This window comes from Alkalihalobacterium chitinilyticum (assembly GCF_029028005.1).
Taxonomy (GTDB): Bacteria; Bacillota; Bacilli; order Bacillales; family Bacillaceae_F; genus Alkalihalobacterium; species Alkalihalobacterium chitinilyticum.
Genome location: NZ_JAOTPO010000007.1, coordinates 114,347 through 134,876, shown reverse-complemented (window position 1 = coordinate 134,876; position 20,530 = coordinate 114,347). Strand labels below are relative to the sequence as shown.

Here is a 20,530-nt window from a genome sequence, read left to right as displayed (position 1 = left end):
GATCGTACTTCTGGCTGTATATAAAAACGATTTCGTTCTGTTTCCAATGTATTCATTATAACACACAGCCCCCCCTTCTACACAATTTTAACGAACGTATATTCTCTAATTTGTTTTCATTCATTGTAGTGGACAGGTTCTAAGGGGTTACTCGAGGGGGCGGGATGTACTAGCAGGAATATATTCAAACTAATCTGGTGTTTAGATTATCTTTTTACAATATTAGGTAAATATCATCTCTAAAGCAGTAATTAGATTAATATCTTTACAGGATCAGGAAAATATCAACACTAAAACGGTGTTTAGGTTAATTTTTTTACAGGATCAGGTAATTCCAAGCTCTAGATTCCATTTTACAGTGCCCATTTTACAGTGCTCATTTTACAGTATTTGGATCAACCTCACTCTAAATCTACAAAAATAGTATCCCCCCCTACCTGCATCTAATCGTTTACAATAAAAGAGGTATACGGAAGCTTCAAAAGCCAAGGTGCCCACACACTTAGTAAGGACAAACTAACATTCTATCTTTTATGAGGTGGTGCTTTTTAGCACAAATGCTTAGAGTCATTTAACCGGACTAAGGCTGCAGTCGTTACGCCACCTTTTTTCATACTTACATATTAAAAATTTTTTCCAAAAACATTGTAACTTTATTTCATTTCATTCGTGTTATTAGTGAAAGGAGGAGCAAAATGAAAGAAACGATCGATTCGATCTATGAACTGTATTTTCCACATATATACCGCTTTCTCCTTTCGCTTTGCCACGATCATTACACGGCTGAGGATCTCGTTCAAGAAACGTTTTTTCGTGCCCATCTTTATGTTGAAAATTATGATGGCGAAAATATTAAGTCCTGGTTGTTTACGGTCGCTCATCATGCTTTTATCGATTATGAACGAAAGCGAAAACGAACGGTGATTAAAGAGGAGAGCTTCTTCTCGAAATTGTTTCAAAGAGGAAAAAGTACAGAAGATCAAATGGTAGTCAGTGAAGAAATCCAGGAGATTATCCACCTGCTTCAGAATCTACCTGAACAACAAAAGCTAGCTGTATTGCTTCACGATTTTAATGAATTGTCCTACCAAGAAGCAGCGACGGTAATGAATGTGACTTTAGCTAACTTTAAAGTCCTGCTATTTCGCGGCCGGCAAGCGATTCGCAAACAGAAAGGCGTGAATAACGATGACAGATGAATTTAAAAAGAAACTCGATGCCTATGAAAAAGGTGAACTGACAGGAAGTGAATTGGAACAATTTGAACACGAGCTTGAAAAACTAGAAATCTATCAACAACATTTGGGTGTAAAAGAAACCACTAATGAAAAGCCTGCAAAAGAAACGATTACAACAGGCTTCAATGATAAAAAGCAGCGAAAAATCTTAAAACGAAGCAAGTGGAAAGCCAGGATTCAGACCGCCTTTACGGCTCTCATCCTATTTTTAGGTATTCTCATTGTTACCTCTATACTCACCGCTGTTTATTACAGCTGGGGAACTCCCAATCGCAGTGAGGTATTAAGCAACGTGATCGACCATACGTTAACGGTCACCCAACCTGATGGACATTTAGGAGGAACGAGCATAAATGCGAAAACGTTCTTTCGCATGGAAGCGACCCGAGATATACGCAAAAGGGTAGGAAACGAGACAATTACCGTCGGAGATATGAAGATTAATTTTTTATTTTCGATGATGTCTTTTCCAGAAATCAGTCATTACGGCAGACAAAGTCAGAATCGATCAATTTTCTACCATCCTAGTGCTACAGAAGTTTACGCTGAGCCTGATTGGCACCCGCTTGAACAGTTACCGGAAGGCACAGTTGCTTCTGCTTATTTATCTTTTGATCAACTCTATGGAACGAATGAAGTGTTCCAATTGTTTGAGGGAAAAGATCTTGATTTATCATGGCTGGCTGTTGACACGGGGCCAGAATTAAATGATCCGTTTCACAGCGATGTAATTTTAGATCCCATCGGTTTCCCGTCCTATCCGATATGGCATGAAGATGACATGATCGTCACATCAAGGTCTGAGGAGAAAGGCTTTTTATTTGGCAGGATCGTTACAGAAAGTAGTATGTCGCCAGACTACGAAGTCGGCGACGAGACAGTTTTGCACGAGCAATTTTTAAAAACACTATCGTTTCTCGAGCCTCATGAAGCCAAAGCGAATCGTCTAGCATTTAATCGTTTAAATCTAACCGAACGAATACAATATTTAAAAACAGAAGGAATTTTCCATTATGGGGTCGTTATTACCGGACCGACAAAAGAAATCCTAGCCCTGCGTGAAGAACCTTGGATTACTACGGTAGAGGTGGACGAAGTTACGTTTTGGAATTGGCACCACTAACTGAAAAGGGAGAGGCTATATAATATGCCTCTCCCTTTTCAAAATATAAATATTTAAAAGAACGTACTTATCTCATCAATTAATTTATTCAGCACACTTTCAGCCATCATGTAAGCAACAAGTGCCATAGCGATGTAAGTTAACAATGAACCATAAAATGCATCTAAGCCACCATTGTTTTCTGTCTTAAACGAGTAAATCGTAGAGATGACCGCTATTAGATATGAAGCACTAGCAAGGACAACCAGAATTAGTGAGAAAGAAATTACAGATAGGAAAACTAATATTATTGCAACAAGTAAGAAAGTTACCGGAACGACTAAAAATGTTCCAAAACGTGCTAAAACATCTTTAAAAGATCCTTCTACTTTCATTAACTTTACTATTCCAAACATAATAGCAGTTAAGACAATCACAAAGATAGCAATAGTGATAAAAGGCATAATTACTATATCTGAGAATGAAAACGGCATAAAACCCTGACTTACTTTTTTCATTAGGAAATAGGCGTAGATTGGTAGTAATAGAGAGTATAAAACTATTGATATTATTCCATTTACATACGAACCTCCATTTACTGTTTTACCCATTCCCATCGGATTTTTAAGTACTTCGAGTGCATAACCTAAATATTGCTTACTTACTTCTCTACCTTGCTGAAGGTATTGATTATCTTGAAAAGAAGTAGTTGGTGAAGAAGGTGCTGTTCCATCATTTGTCGCTGCCGTTTGTACGACAGTGTCTAGCTTACAGCCACAACTTGTACAAAACTTCGATCCATTTTCTACTATACTTCCACATTGAGGACAATTCATATGATCATCTCCTAATAAAATTCATTCCTATAAGTTAATTACCACTAGCAACCAGTTCTTTTGAGTTGCTATGATCAATTGAGTACATAGAGCTATAGTCGTCTAACATCCATTTTTGTTTTTCTTCATCATACACCAATGTGTAAACCCAATTATTCTCGCTTTCTTCAGTTGTAAGATCCTCGTCATCAACTCGATAACTGACTGAGTCATAGTATAAGCTAGTTCGTACCTCGGTATAATATTTGTTATCCACCTTATAAACATTAAAACTATTCAAGTCAAAGATACCTTTAAGGTACTCCCCTTTCCAACGTCTATCATAGTCTTTCATACTGGAAATATCATTTTTTACATAATTTAAATAATTACTTGTCACCGTTGAAAATTTAGCCTCATCTAAGCTTTCATATGCTTCCGCCCACTCATGAGCAAATGAATGGATCGTGTCCATAATAGTATCTTTCTCTTTTTCATTAAGTGGAGTACTCATTGTTAAACGGATGTTTCGGCCATCAATTTCAATCTCATCTGTTTTGACAGAACCCCAAGGAAATGTCATTTCAGCATATACCTTCATTTCCCCATCCGTTGTAATTGGACCGATTTCTTGCGCTTCATGCAACGATAAACCAGTATCATTACCGTTAATAAACACCTTAGATTTTACTGCCATATCTTGATAATCTGAGTAGATTGATATGTATTCACCGTAAAGGCTTAGATCCGCATATGAATAATGATCATTAGGGTTTAACAAGGATACTGTATCTGAAGTTTCCAGTATGGTGTATTCACCGGCGTACTGTGATTTCAATTCATACACTCCCGGCATTAACGGACCATGCTCAATAGAAAAATCATTACTATTCGACTTTGCAATCTCTGTTCCATTCAGTGTTACCACAGCATCAGGTTGATTCGTCTCTATTCTTATATAGAATGGAACGACTTCCACGGTGTATTTATCAAAGAAAAGTGCAGTTTTGCCTTCCTTCTTCAAATAAAAAATGCTGTGTGAATAGTCATAGAAATCTTCGTTACTATCACCCTCAGCTTTTTTACCTATTAAATCAAACTGTTGAGATTGATAGTTTAAGGATTCCATTAACGAGCTATAGTAAGAAGGGTTTGCTGCTAAGAATTCCAAGATGCTTGTTACACCGTCCGCCGTAATTTCTAATCTTGGATCATCTGAAGAAAGCATCCCCATAATCTTTTCACTGTCTTTATCTAAGATTGCCTCACCTAAATTATTAATTAACCGGTCTTTATCCGTAAGTGTTGACCCTAATTGATAGGCAACAAATAATAAGACAACACATGCACCAACTATTGAAGCAATTATCTTGTTCTTTTTGGTCCATTCAATTGTTGGCTTTTTAGGAGTCTGACTCACAGCATTTTGTGGTTTATTCTGACTACTTTCATGAGGGGACTTTTGTACTTTATTTTTATCATTATTCTGAGGTTGAGCAACTTGAACACCACATTCTGGACAAAAGGTTGCCTCAGAATGAAGAGAAGTACCACACTCTTTACAAAATTTCATTTTTTCCTCCTTTTTGACTATTTTCAACAATTTTACACAACATCCATTATTATATAGGAAGTTAGTCACGAATTAAACCGTTTTATGTTAGATTAGTGAATTAAAAAAAACAACTATTTTAGAAATAGTTGTTTTTAACGCTTTATCCACTTCGCTTCTTCATATTCAGCGCAATTCGTACACCTGAGATAAACGAAACCGCAGCAAAGGTCATCGCAAGCCAATTCATTTGATGCACTTGGACCGCAAACACCATAATCATAATTGTCACAATCAAGGAACCGATGACACTATACGTAATTCTTGTTCCCACTACCATCAAAAGAACGGGTAATCCAATTGCTAAAAAGTAACTCCACATAAGTATCTAGCTCCCTTCTTTTATCAATAAAACGCATCCTATCAATGGATAAAAAACGATTCAGCCATATTACATGACTGAATCGAAATTATAAATTGACGAAAAATCTTTTCTTACACAACTGAATTTTGTAATTCATATTCAGCTTTCAATAGAAGTACACCGAGTTCATGGTGTTGCCCATCGTAAAGTGCGGTTTGTGCAAAACGAAGTTCACCATCTTCATCCTTGACTTCTAACTTACAAAAAGCAGAATTCTTTTGCAGCGCGTCGTAAAACTGAAGTTGATCATTCACTTTCTGCCCATTCACTTTTACAATGACTTCCCCTACACGCAACTGCATTTTAGCAGCCGGCGAACGGGGAATGATTCCAAGAACCATCACACCAGACGTTTGCGGTGTAAAATGTTCTGTTTTTCTTTCGTCTTGTTGCCTCATACGGATCCAAATTATTTCTCTACCCGCCAGCGCTAAAGAAACTGCAACAAACGCTAGGTACGGATAAAAATAAGCCCCTGCACTCAGTAAACCAACCATTACTCCTAATAGAATAACGCGGTTGCCGGTCTGTTGGATAAACGGAACAGGCATTGAACTCTTAATAAGCTGATGAAAACCAACTAGAAACGGCACAAGAATGATTGAATACGTGCCTTGCTCTCCAATCGTTAATACCGGCCAGAATTCGCCGCCCGGCAAAACCCCATTTGGCAATAAAAGAAAAACAGGAACGAACCACAATCGCTTCGATTCGTGACCGCCAACTAGCATGCCACGTTTGCTCTTCAAGTACTTCGGTGACGTATTTTTGTGCCCATTTGTACGAATAAGAACACCTTCTCCTATCAAAAGAAGAGCCATTAAAATAACCGTATAAACTAATAAGCTTTCACTAAATTCAAATGTAAGGTTACCGAAAAGCGGGGCTGAAAAAGTCCTCGGTCCAAATGCAAATAATAGCATTCCAAACACAACTAGCGGAATGACAAAAGAAGGCGAAATCCACCTCACTTGTGTAGTAGCAATCGCTAACAAATAAATAACGGTAATTGCCATCAGAAGCTCGATTGAAACCACGATGCCCAGACCGATCGCTGCGATTGAAATGACCAATCCGGTTATAATTCCAGGAAGCAGTGAAATGACTGTTTCATCGAGAAAATCGTATACTTTCGTATGAAAATCTTTTCGTTCACGCTTAACCCGAGCCACTCCAATCAGGAGCATTGTAAAAAATCCGATATAAAACAAAGGATGTAAAAAGACATAACCAATACCTTGAAGTAATGTAATCAACCAATCCATAATCATTTCTCTAGTTCCTTCCCCATGATGAATAAAGAAAAAGTACATGCATAGTCTATTTTACTACACATGTACTTCGACAACAGCCTATTATTTTCCTGCTTTAAATCATTGGCTTTGTTTAATAATTAACTCGATAGCGGCTTGGAGCTGAAAGTCATTTTTCTGATCACGGATCGCTTCTACAATCGCTTCATGTATCGTAGCAGCCGTCTTCTCATCAATAATTCCTGTAGGCTCTAAATTGTTTGTATTCTGAAAAGCACTAACCGCTTGCTCCGTTTGCTTACTAAAATAACCATCTGTGCGCCCAGTCTCAAACCCTAAGCCTTTTAACATATGTTGCGCATTTCGTACTTGCTCGTTTAACATATCATACTCTAAATCTTCTTTTACATTTAACGGCGGCAAATAGAAAAACTCAGGCTGAGAAACTTCAAGCGTCGGCTCCACACCTTCTCCATTGATAAAGTTTCCATCCGACGTTAACCACTTAAATAGGGACAGTTTAATTTCACTGCCATCGCCTAATTGAAGTGCTTGTTGAACGGTTCCTTTTCCAAATGTTGTTTGGCCGACAAGATCATAGTTTCCTGCTTCTTTTAATGCACCAGCAATAATCTCAGAAGCGGAAGCACTTCCTTGGTCAATTAATCCGATGATTGGGTACTCTTTCTTTTCAGACAACGAGGAAATATATCGTACTTTTTCACCATCACGATTTTGAATTTGAACAATTGGTTCTCCTGGAGGAATGACAAGCTTCCCGATTTCTTCAGCTACATTTAATAACCCGCCTGGATTACCTCGAACATCGATAATTAAGCCATCAATACCTTGATCCTCTAGAGCAGCTAATTCCTTTCCAAAGCGTTCTGCCGTGTCTTTAGCAAAAGACGTAATTTCTAAAACGCCTACTGTTTTGCCTTTATGCTCTATCGTATTTACACGAACGGATTCAATTGGGATCTCATCTCGTTCAACACTAATCTCTATTAATTCCGAACTCGTAGGGCGATCAATCGTTAATACGACTTCTGTTCCTTTTTCACCGCGAATTCGTAAAACCGCATCGTATAATGTCAGTCCCTCAATGCTTTCACCGTCAATTTTTACAATCCGGTCTTTTGGCAATAAACCAGCTTTCTCAGCTGGGGACTCTCGCATCGGTGACACAATCGTCACTTGACCGTTCGTCATATTGACTTCAGCACCAATACCTGAGAAATGAGAATCGAGCGACTCCATAAATTGAGATGCTGTTTCTTCATCCATATAAACAGAATACGGATCATCCAGCGCCTTCACCATTCCTTCAATAGCACCTTCTAATAACACTTTCTCATCAACTTCATGAATATAACGTTCGCTGATCAGTTCCATAGCACTTAAGAACTTCGTAACCGTATCTAGCTCTTCGTGTTTGGCATCAACAGTCTCAGCTAGGACCGGGTGCTTATCCTCACCAACTTCAGCATCTAGGCCATTCATAAACACATACATACCACTTGCACCAATTAGTAGTGAGAGAACGACAGCAAACGCTAGTGTTTTTCCTCTAATATTGTTCATGACTTTCCACCTCTCTTGCAGAAAAGGCACTACATCCAATGATGCAATGCCTTACCATTCATATAGTTAGTATATGTCAGCCTGTACAATTTATGTTTACTTCCTACATACTACTATACTACAATCTGACGTAAGAATAAAGTGAACCTTCTTTAACATAAAATTCTAACTCACTTCTAACTTAATATGATTATCGGATGGATCTTTCGTTTGGTAGAACTCGCCCTCTTGACTGACGGATGCTCCCATTTGCCGTAACTGGTCCACCACCTTATTTCTTGCAGCTTCATTCGGGAACTGAATCGAAAATGCCTTTAATCCAACCTGCTTTTCTTTAGGTGAAGGGGCACCGACTCCCGCCCAAGTATTTAATCCAATATGATGATGATACCCTCCGGAAGACATAAAGAGCGCCTGGTCTCCGTAGCGACAAACGACATCGAAGCCCAATCCCTCCCGATAAAATTGTTCGGTTTCCACAAGATTGGAAACGTGCAAATGAATATGCCCCATCACTGTATCAGAAGGCAGCCTTGTCCAATGTTTTTCTCCTGCCTCAGCATGGAGGTCCGAAAAGTCCAAAGGATCAACAGTCATCTCAACTTCTCCGCCTCTCCAATTCCATTCCGAATGATTTCGATCTGCATATATCTCAATACCGTTACCATCAGGGTCCGATAAATAAAGGGCTTCACTCACTAAGTGATCCGATGAAGCAAAACGAACTCCTTTTTGTAACAGGTGGTTGACTATATTGGCAAGGTCAGCACGCGTGGGCAAAAGTAAAGCAAAGTGATACAACCCTGTTGTAGGATAGGTCTTTGGAATAGCACCTTCAATTTGTTCAAGCGTTACTAAGGTTGTTTGACCATCAGCACTTAAATGAGCGGTTTGATCTGTTTGGTTCATTACTCGGAAGCCTAGTACCTCCTTGTAAAATGTTATGGCCCGTTGGAGCTGGGCGACCTTCAGGTTAACTTGCGCTACGTATGTAATTGGGTTTTGATGAAAATTCATAGCAATCTAGCACCCCTTACTCATATTTATATGAAATCATAACATTATCTAACGCATACTTGGATCTATTCGTAATCGCTAGATGGAAAGACATCGCCAATAATGCGAGGTCAAACTCATACCCACCTTGAAAGCCTGCAGGAAGCTTTACCGTGATGATCGCCCCTATCATAATGATCGCAAATAAAATAGACACAACTCTAGTACCAATACCGACAAGGAGAGCCATACCGCCAGCGAGCTCTATCGATGCAACCACATAAGCTAAAAACCCTGGAAGGCCTACACTTTCAAAGAAACTAACCGTATGAGCCATCCCGCCTTGAAACTTATCCAATCCATGAATAAAGAAAATCAGACCTAACACAACTCTTAATATAAATGCTCCAAACTCAAACTTTCTTAACATCAAACTTGTCCCCCCTTACTATTTTGTATTCAATAAAGGGGAAGAATAATACTATTACTATTATTCTTAGTTTATGATTTAACTTGGAGTAAGTAAATTAATTACGATTACATACATGTGGAATGAATCCATTTACTATATGAAAAAGTGTCAGAAAACCTAACTAGACATGGAATATATCCTAGTAAAACGCCGGTAGGACATATCCCATCGCCTTTAAATCGTATACTATCGGGAACACAGATAAAAAGGCACGTAAATCAATTCAGATCTACATGCCTTTTTTATCAAATTGTCCGTTTCGAACTATTTATTGAATATAGTTTATCGGGTTAACTGAGTTGGACTTTGCACCATTCCAAGGACCTCTATGCACTTCAAAGTGTAAGTGAGGGCCTGTCGACGCCCCAGTAGAACCCATTGTACCTATTTGCTGTCCACGACTGACACGCTGACCGTTTGACACTGAAATGGTATGCATATGTGCGTAAAGTGTTGTTAAGACTTGTCCATTCACATTATGCGAAATCATAACCGTATTTCCATAACCATTCATATATCGAGCGGCAATGACTGTTCCGCCTTCAGCTGCATAAATTGGTGTACCTGTACTGTTTGCAATATCGAGCCCGTGGTGCATTCTTCCCGCACCAGTTATCGGGTGGATACGCATTCCATAAGCGGAAGAAATTCGCCCGCTTGCCGGACGCATTAATGTGCCGCTTCCAGTTGACGGTGCAGATTCAACCGTCGATGGTGACGAGCTGCTGCGACTTGGTTGTTGCTGTTGTTGTTGTTGTCTTTCAAGCTCACGTTGGCGCTCTAATTCACGTTGGCGTTCTAACTCTTTTTGACGCTCTCTTTCTTTCCAAGCTTCAAGCTCTTGTTTCATCGCTCTTTCTTGTTGAGCAAGGATTGAATCTGCGTCTTCTAGCTCACCGAGGTAACCGTGAATTTCTTCACCTTGTGCAACCAGCTGTTTCACAACACGATCTTTTTCTTTCTTTTGTTGCTCAAGGTGAGCCATTAAGCGCTCAAGTTCTATTAAGTGATTTTCAAGCTTTATAAGCTGTTCTTCAACTTTCGCTTTGGCTTCCTCTAGTAATCTATGATCCTCTAAGTGCGCTTCTAGTATATTACGGTCTTGTTGAGCAATCATCGTAAGTGCGCTTAGACGATCGAGGAAATCACCAAAGCTTTTAGCCCCTAAAATAACTTCAAGGTAACTCACACCACCGCCATTTTGATACATCGTACGAGCTCGATCTTTTAGTAGTTCATCGCGCTCTTCAATTCGTTTTTCAATAATGATGATTTCTTCTTTTAGCAACTCAATTTCTTCACGTACTTCTTCAATTTCAGCTTGCTTTTGTTTAATCTTTTTATCCGTTTCTGCTACTTCTGTATCTATTTTTCTAATTTCAGCTTCAATTTGCCTTTGTTCTGCTTCTACTTTTCTTAATTCAGCTTCTTGCTCAGCAGCTTCTTGTTGATTTTCTTGACGTTCCTTTTGGATATCAGAAATTCGATTTTCTAATGTTGAATTTGCCCAAACCAAGTTCGGTCCAAAGCCTGCAAACACTGTACTTGCTGCTAATACGAATGATAACAAGACTAACGTACTTCTTCGCCTCATCCACTAGTTCCTCCTCGTCCAATATGCTTCTGTTTTTTTAGGCTTTTAAAAATTTTCGAACACTCATCATACTTCCCCAAACACCGATAAACGCGCCAATCACAAGAAGAAGACCTCCCACTTGATAGACCGCAGGGAACACTGGGACTAGTTCAAAGAACATTACTTCTAGTCTCGAACGCATAAAATCAAAGAAATAAGAATATCCAGTTACAAGTAGAATAATAGGAATTAACGCCCCGATAATACCAATAAGCAGTCCTTCGACAAAGAACGGCCAACGGATAAACCCATTAGTAGCTCCTACTAATCTCATAATTTTAATTTCTGGTTTTCTCGCAACAATCGTCATTTTAATCGTATTGGAGATTAGAAACATCGCTGTAAACATCATACCAGCGACTAAGATAAGACCGAAAGTCCGCATGAAGTCAGTGACGACAAACAATCTTTCTACAACATCTTTTCCAAAGTTCACACTCTCAACATTCGCTAACCCTTCAATTTCAGCAGCTACCGTTTCTGTTAACTGTGGTGTTTCTGCTCGCACAACAAATTTATCATTAAATGGATTTTCTGAACGTAGCCCTTCAAAAACTGCGGACATTTCATCCATGCTTTCAATAAACTGATCTAAACCTTCATCACGGTGAACATATTCAATACTTTCTACATGTTGTACATCTTCAATCTCTTGCCTTAATTCCTCTTGCTGCTCTTCATCAGCTGTTAACTCAATGTAGACTCGAATTTCTACGTCATCTTCAACCGTTGATGCGAGATGGTTCATGTTGAGGATTAATAATAAGAAAATCCCCACTAAGAAAAGCATAATCGCAACCGCACTGATCGAAGCGAACGTCATCCAACCGTTTCGTCCAAGATTTTTAAAACCTTCTTTCCCGTGACGAGTAAGGGTTCTAAATTTCATATCCGTAGTTCCCCCTTATTTCATCGCGGACAACACGTCCACCTTCAATGGCAATAACACGCTTTTTAATCGTGTTAACAATCTCTTTATTGTGGGTGGCCATAACGATAGTCGTCCCTCGATTATTGATTTCTTCTAATGTATCCATAATTTCCCATGCTGTATCAGGATCAAGGTTCCCTGTAGGCTCGTCCGCAATTAGAACATTAGGATTATTCACAATCGCTCTAGCAATTGCCACCCGCTGCTGTTCACCACCCGACAACTCACTTGGAAGGAAGCGGGCTTTATTTTTCAACTTAACAATCTCTAACACTCGCATGACTTTTTGCTTGATCGTCTCTGGGTTTTCTTCAATTACTTCTAAAGCAAACGCGACGTTTTCGTAGACGGATAACTTAGGAAGTAGTTTAAAGTCTTGGAAAACCACTCCAATCTTCCGACGAACAAGTGGAACATTTCGATCTTTTACTTTTGCTAGATTTGTACCATCTAAAGAAATATCGCCTTTTGTCGGTTTTTCTTCACGGTACATCATTTTTATAAAAGTAGATTTCCCAGCGCCACTAGGACCTACAACATATACAAACTCACCTTTACCTATCGTAATATCGATCCCGTTAATAGCACTTACGCCATTCGGATACGTCTTCCATACATCTTTCATATCTATCAAAACAATCACTTCCTACACTAGTTGGAGTTCATTTGACTTCATCCATTACACCATAGAAGTCTATCATTAATTATGAAGGGAATTACCATCTGTTGATCTTTGAGGACTGTTATTCTTTGAGGATTGCTGTTGAACTTTAATCGACAACCTCAAATTCTGTCGTTTTTTCTAATCTAATATATTATAACACCTTTAATTTTACATGGGGGTTGCTTTTTATTACAATTTTATTTCAATATCAAAGGATTCGGTGTAAGAATTTGGAGGAATTTTTGTTTTTATGGAAAATGGAGATCGACTCTTTCGGATTAGTTTTCATGTCGAAGTTTGACGGACTTCAGATGTAGTGGACGATTGTGGCTTTTTAAGAAGAGTTTGGTCATACTTTCCATTTGAGTTTTCTAGCAAATATCATTTGTAAAAGTTGGGAGCATTTAATAAAATTAAAAGGAAGTGAAGAAACGAGAAGGAGCGTGGTTTATGATTGTTAAAGTTCGGCACGAGGCATTAGAATTAAAGTTATTTAGATCATTAAACAACCGCATACCTTATTGAAGTAAAGAATTATGTAGGTGACTTTTTTATTGAAAACGAAAATTGGTTTTCACTCCCCAAAAAAGAAATTAAAAATCCCTTACTCCAGTTAAAGAGAAGTGAAGATTTATTAAGACGGCTCATGCAAGACAACGGGCTGAATTTCGCTGTTGAACCCTATGTGGTCTTCGTTAATCCCGACTTTTATCTGTACCAAGCCCCTTTAAACTTACCTGTTATCTTTCCCCCTCAGATACACCGCTTTCTTGAAAAAGTGATCATGAATACTCCAAATATCGATCAAAAAACACATAAGACTATAGAAAAACTTTTATCTATTTCATTAAAAGAATCCCCTTATCATAGACATCCTCCCTACACTATTGAGCAGCTCAACAAAGGAATTTCCTGTGTAAAGTGTAACTCTTTATCTACTCATACTGACACCCATGATGATCTTGTTATTTGCAACTCTTGCGGTTACAGCGAATTTATGGACAGCGCAATTTTGAGGATGGTTGAAGAGTTTAAACTTCTTTTCCCTACTATTAAGGTTACAACTAACTTAATATTTGACTGGTGTAAAGTAATCCATTCAAAAAAAACCGTTCAACATTGCCTTTCCAAACACTTTAAACAAAATGGAATTGGGAGAGCGACATATTATGAGTGAACTAAGTGATATGGGTAGAATGGGGCCTTTTGGGGAGATGATACAGTTTGGTCTGCTACTTGGTGTTATTGTCTGCTACTTGTTTTAGGCATAGGATGAATCTTTTTTAGAGGAAGAGTTTCTTTAGGTTCATAGATTTCCTTTTACTGTAAAAATCTTTATACACCCATTCAGGTTTTAATATTTCCATGTATTGCTAATTAACCAACCTAAGTGTCGCTTTAGAGCACCGTTTTTCCTTTTATTGTAAAATAGTGCTCTAAGTCAAAATTTAGATTAATATTTTCCCTTTTACTGTAAAACAATTTACCTAAATAAAGTTTCAAAATGCATTTTTTCATTTAGTGTAAAATCAACAATCTAAGTAAATCTTTAGATAAAAATCACCGTTATAACTACATCAAGTTTGCCAGTAATCCTCGTTTTAAATGGCAGCAGTGACCAAATTATTCCCATAAGAAAAAGACTTCTCACCAAAATAGAGAAGTCTTTTATCTTGATTGCTTTTTATGATCTTATTGATCTGCTATCCAAGCTGCAAGGTTTTCTGCTTCTTCACCTTCAACTATACCTGGTTGCATTGGTCCAACACCTTCAGCTAACACATGAACGATTTCATCATACGTGTAAGCTCCACCAGCTAATGCTGGGGCATTACCGCCCATACCGCCTTCAAGATTTCCACCGTGACAGCTCATACATTTTCCTTGGTATGTTGCTTCAGCCGCTTGTGCATCATATGTAGCTCCTGTTGTCTCTTCCGCAGCTTCTTCTGCTGGTGCTTCTTCTGCTGGCTCCTCAGCTGGTGCCGCATCTTCACCGCCACCGCCACAGGCTCCTAATACTAAAATAGACGCCCCTGTTAATGCCATTAAGAACTTTTTCATGTTAAGCAAAGACCTCCTCACTCTAGCATATTTACAGGGAAAATATACCCTGCAATGTAATTATAACTCATTTATTGCTTTTTAAAACCCTCACCAAGTACCTCAGTAGCGTTGGTGACAACAACAAATGCAGACGGGTCGGCACTTTTCACTATTTGTTTCAATTTTGTGACTTCTGTTTGATGAACGACACACATTAGAACAGGGCGTTTTTCATTTGTGTAGCCGCCATAACCAGACAGTTTCGTGACCCCTCGATCTACATCTCTTAGTATACTTTGCCTCACTTCTTCTTGTTTATTCGAAATAATTAATGCAACTTTTGCATAGCCTACACCCATTTGAACTAAATCAATGGTTTTACCCGTTACAAATAAGGCAATTAACGCATAAAGAGCAAGTTCAATATTAAAAACAATCGCCGAGGTCATTACGATCAGACCGTCTAGGATAAAGACACAAGCACCGAGTGAGAGCCCTGTGTACTTATTAATTATCTGAGCAGCTAGATCGGTTCCTCCTGTACTTGCCGCAGCCCGGAACACAATCCCTAATCCTAATCCAACACCAATTCCGCCAAATAACGCTGCAAGAAGCGGATCTGTCGTTGCTGGTTCCAAATGTCTTGTTAAAAAAACGACATAAGGTAAAAATAACGTCCCAATTAACGTTTTCACACCGTATTTCATTCCGCCGAGCAGGAGGACACCTAGGATAAACAATGGGATATTAAACGCCCATTGCGTAAAGGCAGGCTCAATTCCGAATACATCATAAACGATCGTACTAATCCCGCTAACTCCACCCGAAGCAATTCGATTAGGGAGTAAGAAAAGGTTAAAGGCAATGGCTACAATCGCAGAACCAAGCAGAATTTGACCATACTCTAGTACCATACTAACCTTTGGATTCAGGTGATTGTCTCTTTTTCTTTTCGTCATCATCATCATTATGTCTACACTCACTTCTATGAGGAGGTAGCAGGCACCTTTAGCGCACTAAAGGTGCCTGCTACCCTTCCGTAATTTTAATCCGTTGGATAGTATAGCACCGGATGAAAAATGTGTAAATAACAGCCAATTAACGCTTTACAAAGGTAAAATTCCTGACTTTGTATATAGCATTTCACGACTCAACAATTTTATCCGAATGGACATAAAAGCGGTGGAGAGGAAAAAAAGAGGTATAATTGAAAAAATCGGTGCCAGGCACCTTCAATGCAGTGAAGCGTTGAAGGTGCCTGGCACCGTATAATGAGAAAACCACCGCGCTATTAGCGGTGGTTGGCGAGTTGTTCTAGGAATTGTTGGTTGTTTGTATCGGTGATCGTTGGCAGAAGTGGTTGTAAGGCTTCAGCTCCCTGTTTCAAATAGATCTCTAAGGCTTCTCTCATTTGTGCATCGACCGTCACTCCTTTTACATACGGTGTCCAGTCGACATAGGCACGGAACTTAACAGGATGCGCTTCAGCTAGCGCGACGATGGTCTCAATATCTGTCCCTAAATACATTTCTAGTGCAAATAAAGGAACAACAGCCTCATTGGAGCGGTCATTCTCCAACGCCCTATACTGCCATTCTCTCGCTTCTTCCCAGAGTCCGCGCTCCATTAAAGCCCTCGCGTGGAAATAGTTATTATAGTTCCAGAAATAGTGATGACCTTTTTTGGCTGACAAAGCCTGTTCATACTTTCCAAACCACAGGTCGTAATCTTCCCAATCTTTATCTCTATACGCCTTTTCCACTAGCTTAAAGTAATAATCGGGATGACCTGTTAATTCCGCTAACCGTTCCATGTAATAATAGTACTGCTCATTCTCAATTCGATGTTCCCGCCCTCGTTCTTTATGGGCTAAAATTTCAGTGATCATTTTTAACGAGTGAACATCATTCGAATTGGCCTCCAAATCTGTTTCATAAGCTGCTAAGGCTTCATCCAATCGTTCTTTCAAAAGTAACCGGTCCGCTGCTGTTAACTCTCGAGCCTTCACTTGGAAAAACGGAATATCACCGACCGTTTCATCCTTTAACCGGTGTCCCGCACTTCTTCCCACTTCCACCCCGTTTTCATCGAGTGCCCGTACGGACCAAGAAAATTGTCCTTCGGGATTAGCCAGCCCTAATAATGTTTCCGGCTCTAAAATAACATTGCCATCCTCGTCGATCGAATACGAACGGGATGACTCTAAGTACCAAAGCTCATGAATAGGGACTGTAATGGCCGTCTCTTTGATCCCTGCCCACGCTGTAAACGTAATCCCGCCATTTTTCATCGGAACGAAAATTAATACTTCATACGTTTCAGCTTCTTCTATAGGAACCCACTCAAACGTCATCTCGTCCTCTACAATCGCCACATTGTTCACCGGCTGAATGACATCCATTAATGGGCGAAACGTAATATCATACGTTAGTTCCGTGCCGTAATCGACATTTAACCAATCATACATATCCGCAGCCCATGAGTAACCGTCCACATGATGAAATTGGAGACCTAAGCCTACTTGATAGCTGTTCGGGACGACATCCTGAAAATGATAATAGCCATTCTCATCGGTTTGCGTGACATAGTAGTCCATTTCAGCATGAGCACTACGATTAACATTCGAAGAATCTCGCAAATAAACGTACACATCTTCAAGAGGGGTTCCGTCTGTTCTTTTAATTTGGCCTTCTACGGTTCCAAAGTCCTTCTTCCCCCCGCCATCCGCCTGCATCTGCTCAATTCGTTTTTTTATTCCAATGAGCGGATAGTCATTCTCATCATAGTATTGATAATCCTCTTCGAATTCTGACCTTTGTAACACAAATTTCTCTTCCCATTCTTCGATAAACTCATAGGCTTCAGTTAAGCGCTTGTCACGAAGCAGGGCTTCTACGTAAAGTTTCGTCCACGATTCTGAAGGTTCATAAGTTAGATCATGTCCCGCTAGCCGCTCCGTCTCCTCTTTTTTAATTTGTAAAAGAAGATCAATGGCTTGTTGGGAAGCGCCGTCCTCTAGAAGAAACTGAGCACGCGTCAACATGAATTCTTCATTAAAATAGTACGAAGCATGGTTCTTCCATTCCGTTTCCTTCTCTAGTAAAAAAGCAATCGCTGCCTGTGCTCCTTCTGTTTTTCGAATATAATGCGCATATTCATTCACTGCACTCCCATAATCCCAATTGTATTGTCGGCTGTTTTCAATATAAAAAGCGAGATACGGTGCAATTTCATCAAGAGTAAATCCGCTCCAATACGCTTCGGTTCCCTCGCCCATCGAAATGCCAGGGCTAATATAAATCGGATGGTTATTTCCCCTTGGCCACGAAGAGACCATATATTTGTTGATAAGATCTAGTTTTCTTGAGGTGGTAGTAGCGTTTTCAATGAGTTCGATGATTTCCGTACCCGCTTGCAATTTATTTTCTTGCAGCATTCGATCGACTTGGTATTGGTTGACTAAAGGTATAATTAAAAAAATGATAAGTAAAAATAAACCGATAAACCCCGCGCTTACAAACAGTAAATGCTTTCTTTTCAACCGTACCTTCGTCATTTTTCTCCCAACCTCTCCTCAATCATTTCACTCCAGTAGATGCTTCCTTTCATATCAACCAGCTCGCCTTGGTGTTCAGTTTCTTCATTCAGAAAGACGAAAGGTAACGTGATGACCAAAAGCAGTGCACAAACCGTTGCTGAAGCAGGTACTAATGGTATATCGACTTCATGATTCAGCCATCTATTTAGTCGTTCACTCCACGTTTTCGGGTGGGTTCGTTTTAAGACAGCTTGCGTCTTTTGAAAGGTGTGTTCTTCTAATTGTTCTTGCAACTTTTGTTTTATATGTTGACGATTATCGTTCATACCGTTCACGCTCCAACCGTTCTTTTAATAACTTTCTTCCACGAAACAGATTGCTTTTCACCGTGTTTTCCTTCATGTTGAGCAATTCGCTAACCTCTGACACTGAGTAACTTGAATAATAGTAGAGCGTCAGCACTTCCCGATATTGGTAGTCTAGCGCTTGCAGATGGTTAACTAACTCTTGATCTCCTTCGATTTGAAGGACAACATCCTCTGCGGAGGTAAAATCGACCGCATCAATGTCCTCCTCGTCCCGCTTTCTCAGGAAAATATGGCGAAAGCTCCATTTTCTTAGCCTTCTGCGGCAAAGGTTTATCGTAATCGATGTCATCCAGCTTTTTAATTTATTGGCATCAAGCAGCGTGTCGATTTTTTCATAAGCCGTAACAAACACATCTTGCACGACCTCTTCTGCTTCATAGCGATCTTTCAGTAGAAGAAGAGCGACCCTAAAAAAGTAATCCCCATACAACTGCATAAGCGCCGACAGCCCTTCTTCCTCCTTATTCTTTAAACGCCGCACTAATTCGTCCATGTGACCTCTCCCATTTCCAGCATCGTTCCAACTACTCTCTCTAAGGGTATCTATACAATAGTGCCACCTCAACCCTAAAAGGTTGCAAAAGAAGAAAAAAAAGTCTTTAAAAAAGAAAAAAGAGCAGAAAAGAAATAAAAAGGCGTTGATAAAAAAACGGTAAAAAAACGGTGCCAGGCACCTTCAACACAGTAAAGTATTGAAGGTGCCTGGCACCGTAATAATAACAACCCTAAACAATATTGGTTAGAGCAGTGCTTCTGCTTCTACGACTTCGAGGCAGAGGTTAGCTCTAGCAGATAGATCTATTTCATAAGGGGTTACTTTTTGTTGCTCTTCATCTTTAATAATTCGAACGATCGGGCGTCCCGCTGCCTTAAAATCATAATTACACACAATGCCTGTGCGACCATCATTTAAAGTAACTGTTAGTCCTTGCGGGTAAATGGCAACTGCATCTTTAAACAAATTCACCTGGTTCGTATCAAATTGCGTTCCACATCCCGCATACAAGATTTCTAATGCTCGGTGCGGCAGCATCGCTTGCCGGTAGACGCGGTGACTCGTAAGCGCATCAAAGACATCCGCAACACTCATGATTTTCGCGTATCTATGAATTTCGTCGCCCTTCAAACCTCGAGGATAGCCGCGACCATCAATTCGTTCATGATGCTGCAATGCACAATGCGAGACAGGGATAGGAATTTCATGTACTTTTCTTAAAATCTCAAAACCTAATTCACAATGCGCCTTCACTTGGTCATATTCTTCTTTCGTTAGTTTGTCCGGTTTATTAATGACTTCAAGCGGAATGTACATTTTCCCTGCATCATGAAGCAACGCACCTAGACCAATCTCTTCAATGTTCTTAATTGGCATCCCATTTGCAATCGCTAACTGGCAGGAATAAATAGCTACATTGACGCTGTGGGTATACAAATAATGATCATGAACCTTTGTCGTTGCAAGTAAATTCAAAGCCACTCGGTTTTCGGATAAGCAACTTAGGATTTCCTTAAATACTTTTTGAAAACTCCGAAGCGCCCTTCCTGTCTTAATCATATTATGTGTAATGGTTGGCTTTCCGTTTGAATCGGCAAGAGCATTTAAGCCATCAGTAATGACGTGGACCGCTTCCATCCGTAACTCTTCAGGGATGGAGTCAATCACTTCAATTCCTTCTGATTCTTCATCTTCTATGTATATAGTAAAAATATTATATTTTTTTAAACTTGCTAATAGACTTGGAGTCAGCTCCGTTCCTTGACGAAGAAGGACATTGCCATTTTCATGGCGAATGGTCTTCCCTAATTTCACTCCCGGTTGGCATCTATTTAATGTAATTAACCGCATAACCTTCTGCCCCCTACTGCTTTTCTCCTACCCAAAATTTGCTAGATTTTAGTATATCTATATAT

Annotated in this window: 19 protein-coding genes; 3 read left to right on the top strand and 16 right to left on the bottom strand. The window is 39.5% G+C overall.

Translation table 11 applies throughout. The annotated features are described in order from the left end of the window. Positions 1-695 precede the first annotated feature (695 nt). Both N7Z68_RS11895 and N7Z68_RS11890 read left to right on the top strand, forming a co-directional pair. Positions 696-1,199 (top strand): sigma-70 family RNA polymerase sigma factor, encoded by a 504-nt coding sequence (locus N7Z68_RS11895; RefSeq protein ID WP_275118699.1) that lies wholly within the window; start codon positions 696-698, stop codon positions 1,197-1,199. Continuing rightward, entirely contained in the window at positions 1,189-2,361 is a 1,173-nt protein-coding gene (locus tag N7Z68_RS11890) for an anti-sigma factor (RefSeq protein ID WP_275118698.1), read from the top strand. Before N7Z68_RS11895 ends, N7Z68_RS11890 begins: the two co-directional genes overlap by 11 nt. 53 nt (positions 2,362-2,414) lie before the next feature. Here the strand turns inward: N7Z68_RS11890 and N7Z68_RS11885 are convergent, their stop codons facing one another. From N7Z68_RS11885 to ftsE, 10 genes are all read right to left on the bottom strand, one after another. After that, positions 2,415-3,176 carry a DUF6574 domain-containing protein gene (locus N7Z68_RS11885; RefSeq protein WP_275118697.1) on the bottom strand — a complete coding sequence of 254 codons (762 nt, stop codon included), beginning with the start codon at positions 3,174-3,176 and terminating at the stop codon, positions 2,415-2,417. Between the two features lie 34 nt (positions 3,177-3,210). After that, on the bottom strand, positions 3,211-4,728 hold the full coding sequence (locus N7Z68_RS11880) for a zinc ribbon domain-containing protein (protein ID WP_275118696.1): 1,518 nt from the start codon (positions 4,726-4,728) through the stop codon (positions 3,211-3,213). Between the two features lie 142 nt (positions 4,729-4,870). Continuing rightward, complete coding sequence (locus tag N7Z68_RS11875; RefSeq protein ID WP_275118695.1) at positions 4,871-5,089, bottom strand: DUF2198 family protein; 219 nt, start codon at positions 5,087-5,089, stop codon at positions 4,871-4,873. Between the two features lie 113 nt (positions 5,090-5,202). Then, positions 5,203-6,396, bottom strand: a complete 1,194-nt coding sequence (locus N7Z68_RS11870) for a PDZ domain-containing protein (protein WP_275118694.1) — start codon at positions 6,394-6,396, stop codon at positions 5,203-5,205. Positions 6,397-6,504: 108 nt separating this feature from the next. Then, positions 6,505-7,959, bottom strand: coding sequence for a S41 family peptidase (locus tag N7Z68_RS11865; RefSeq protein WP_275118788.1), 1,455 nt, complete (start codon positions 7,957-7,959; stop codon positions 6,505-6,507). A 174-nt stretch (positions 7,960-8,133) separates the two neighbouring features. Further along, a complete protein-coding gene (locus N7Z68_RS11860) occupies positions 8,134-8,985 on the bottom strand; it encodes a VOC family protein (RefSeq protein WP_275118693.1) in 852 nt (283 codons plus the stop codon). 16 nt (positions 8,986-9,001) lie between these two features. Further along, positions 9,002-9,394 (bottom strand): DoxX family protein, encoded by a 393-nt coding sequence (locus tag N7Z68_RS11855; RefSeq protein WP_275118692.1) that lies wholly within the window; start codon positions 9,392-9,394, stop codon positions 9,002-9,004. A gap of 310 nt (positions 9,395-9,704) precedes the next feature. After that, positions 9,705-11,030 carry a peptidoglycan DD-metalloendopeptidase family protein gene (locus N7Z68_RS11850; protein ID WP_275118691.1) on the bottom strand — a complete coding sequence of 442 codons (1,326 nt, stop codon included), beginning with the start codon at positions 11,028-11,030 and terminating at the stop codon, positions 9,705-9,707. Between the two features lie 37 nt (positions 11,031-11,067). Then, positions 11,068-11,961: a permease-like cell division protein FtsX gene (gene ftsX / locus N7Z68_RS11845; RefSeq protein WP_275118690.1), complete on the bottom strand. Its 894-nt coding sequence runs from the start codon at positions 11,959-11,961 to the stop codon at positions 11,068-11,070. Then, complete coding sequence (ftsE, locus tag N7Z68_RS11840; protein ID WP_275118689.1) at positions 11,951-12,637, bottom strand: cell division ATP-binding protein FtsE; 687 nt, start codon at positions 12,635-12,637, stop codon at positions 11,951-11,953. Before ftsE ends, ftsX begins: the two co-directional genes overlap by 11 nt. A 550-nt stretch (positions 12,638-13,187) precedes the next feature. Here ftsE and N7Z68_RS24365 point away from each other — a divergent pair. Next, entirely contained in the window at positions 13,188-13,844 is a 657-nt protein-coding gene (locus tag N7Z68_RS24365) for a nuclease-related domain-containing protein (RefSeq protein ID WP_373323137.1), read from the top strand. 515 nt (positions 13,845-14,359) lie between these two features. On the opposite strand, the gene N7Z68_RS11835 is transcribed toward N7Z68_RS24365, so the two are convergent. The 6 genes from N7Z68_RS11835 to N7Z68_RS11810 form a co-directional block, all read right to left on the bottom strand. Further along, the gene (locus N7Z68_RS11835) at positions 14,360-14,731 is read right to left on the bottom strand and encodes a c-type cytochrome (RefSeq protein WP_275118688.1); all 372 of its coding nucleotides are present in this window, start codon (positions 14,729-14,731) and stop codon (positions 14,360-14,362) included. Between the two features lie 71 nt (positions 14,732-14,802). After that, the gene (locus tag N7Z68_RS11830; protein WP_275118787.1) at positions 14,803-15,672 is read right to left on the bottom strand and encodes a YitT family protein; all 870 of its coding nucleotides are present in this window, start codon (positions 15,670-15,672) and stop codon (positions 14,803-14,805) included. A 332-nt stretch (positions 15,673-16,004) separates the two neighbouring features. After that, complete coding sequence (locus tag N7Z68_RS11825; protein WP_275118687.1) at positions 16,005-18,269, bottom strand: carboxypeptidase-like regulatory domain-containing protein; 2,265 nt, start codon at positions 18,267-18,269, stop codon at positions 16,005-16,007. Further along, positions 18,266-18,577, bottom strand: coding sequence for a hypothetical protein (locus N7Z68_RS11820; protein WP_275118686.1), 312 nt, complete (start codon positions 18,575-18,577; stop codon positions 18,266-18,268). Before N7Z68_RS11820 ends, N7Z68_RS11825 begins: the two co-directional genes overlap by 4 nt. Then, positions 18,567-19,112, bottom strand: coding sequence for an RNA polymerase sigma factor (locus N7Z68_RS11815; protein ID WP_275118685.1), 546 nt, complete (start codon positions 19,110-19,112; stop codon positions 18,567-18,569). Before N7Z68_RS11815 ends, N7Z68_RS11820 begins: the two co-directional genes overlap by 11 nt. Before the next feature lie 246 nt (positions 19,113-19,358). Continuing rightward, positions 19,359-20,465, bottom strand: coding sequence for an HD-GYP domain-containing protein (locus tag N7Z68_RS11810; protein ID WP_275118684.1), 1,107 nt, complete (start codon positions 20,463-20,465; stop codon positions 19,359-19,361). Between the last annotated feature and the right edge of the window lie 65 nt (positions 20,466-20,530).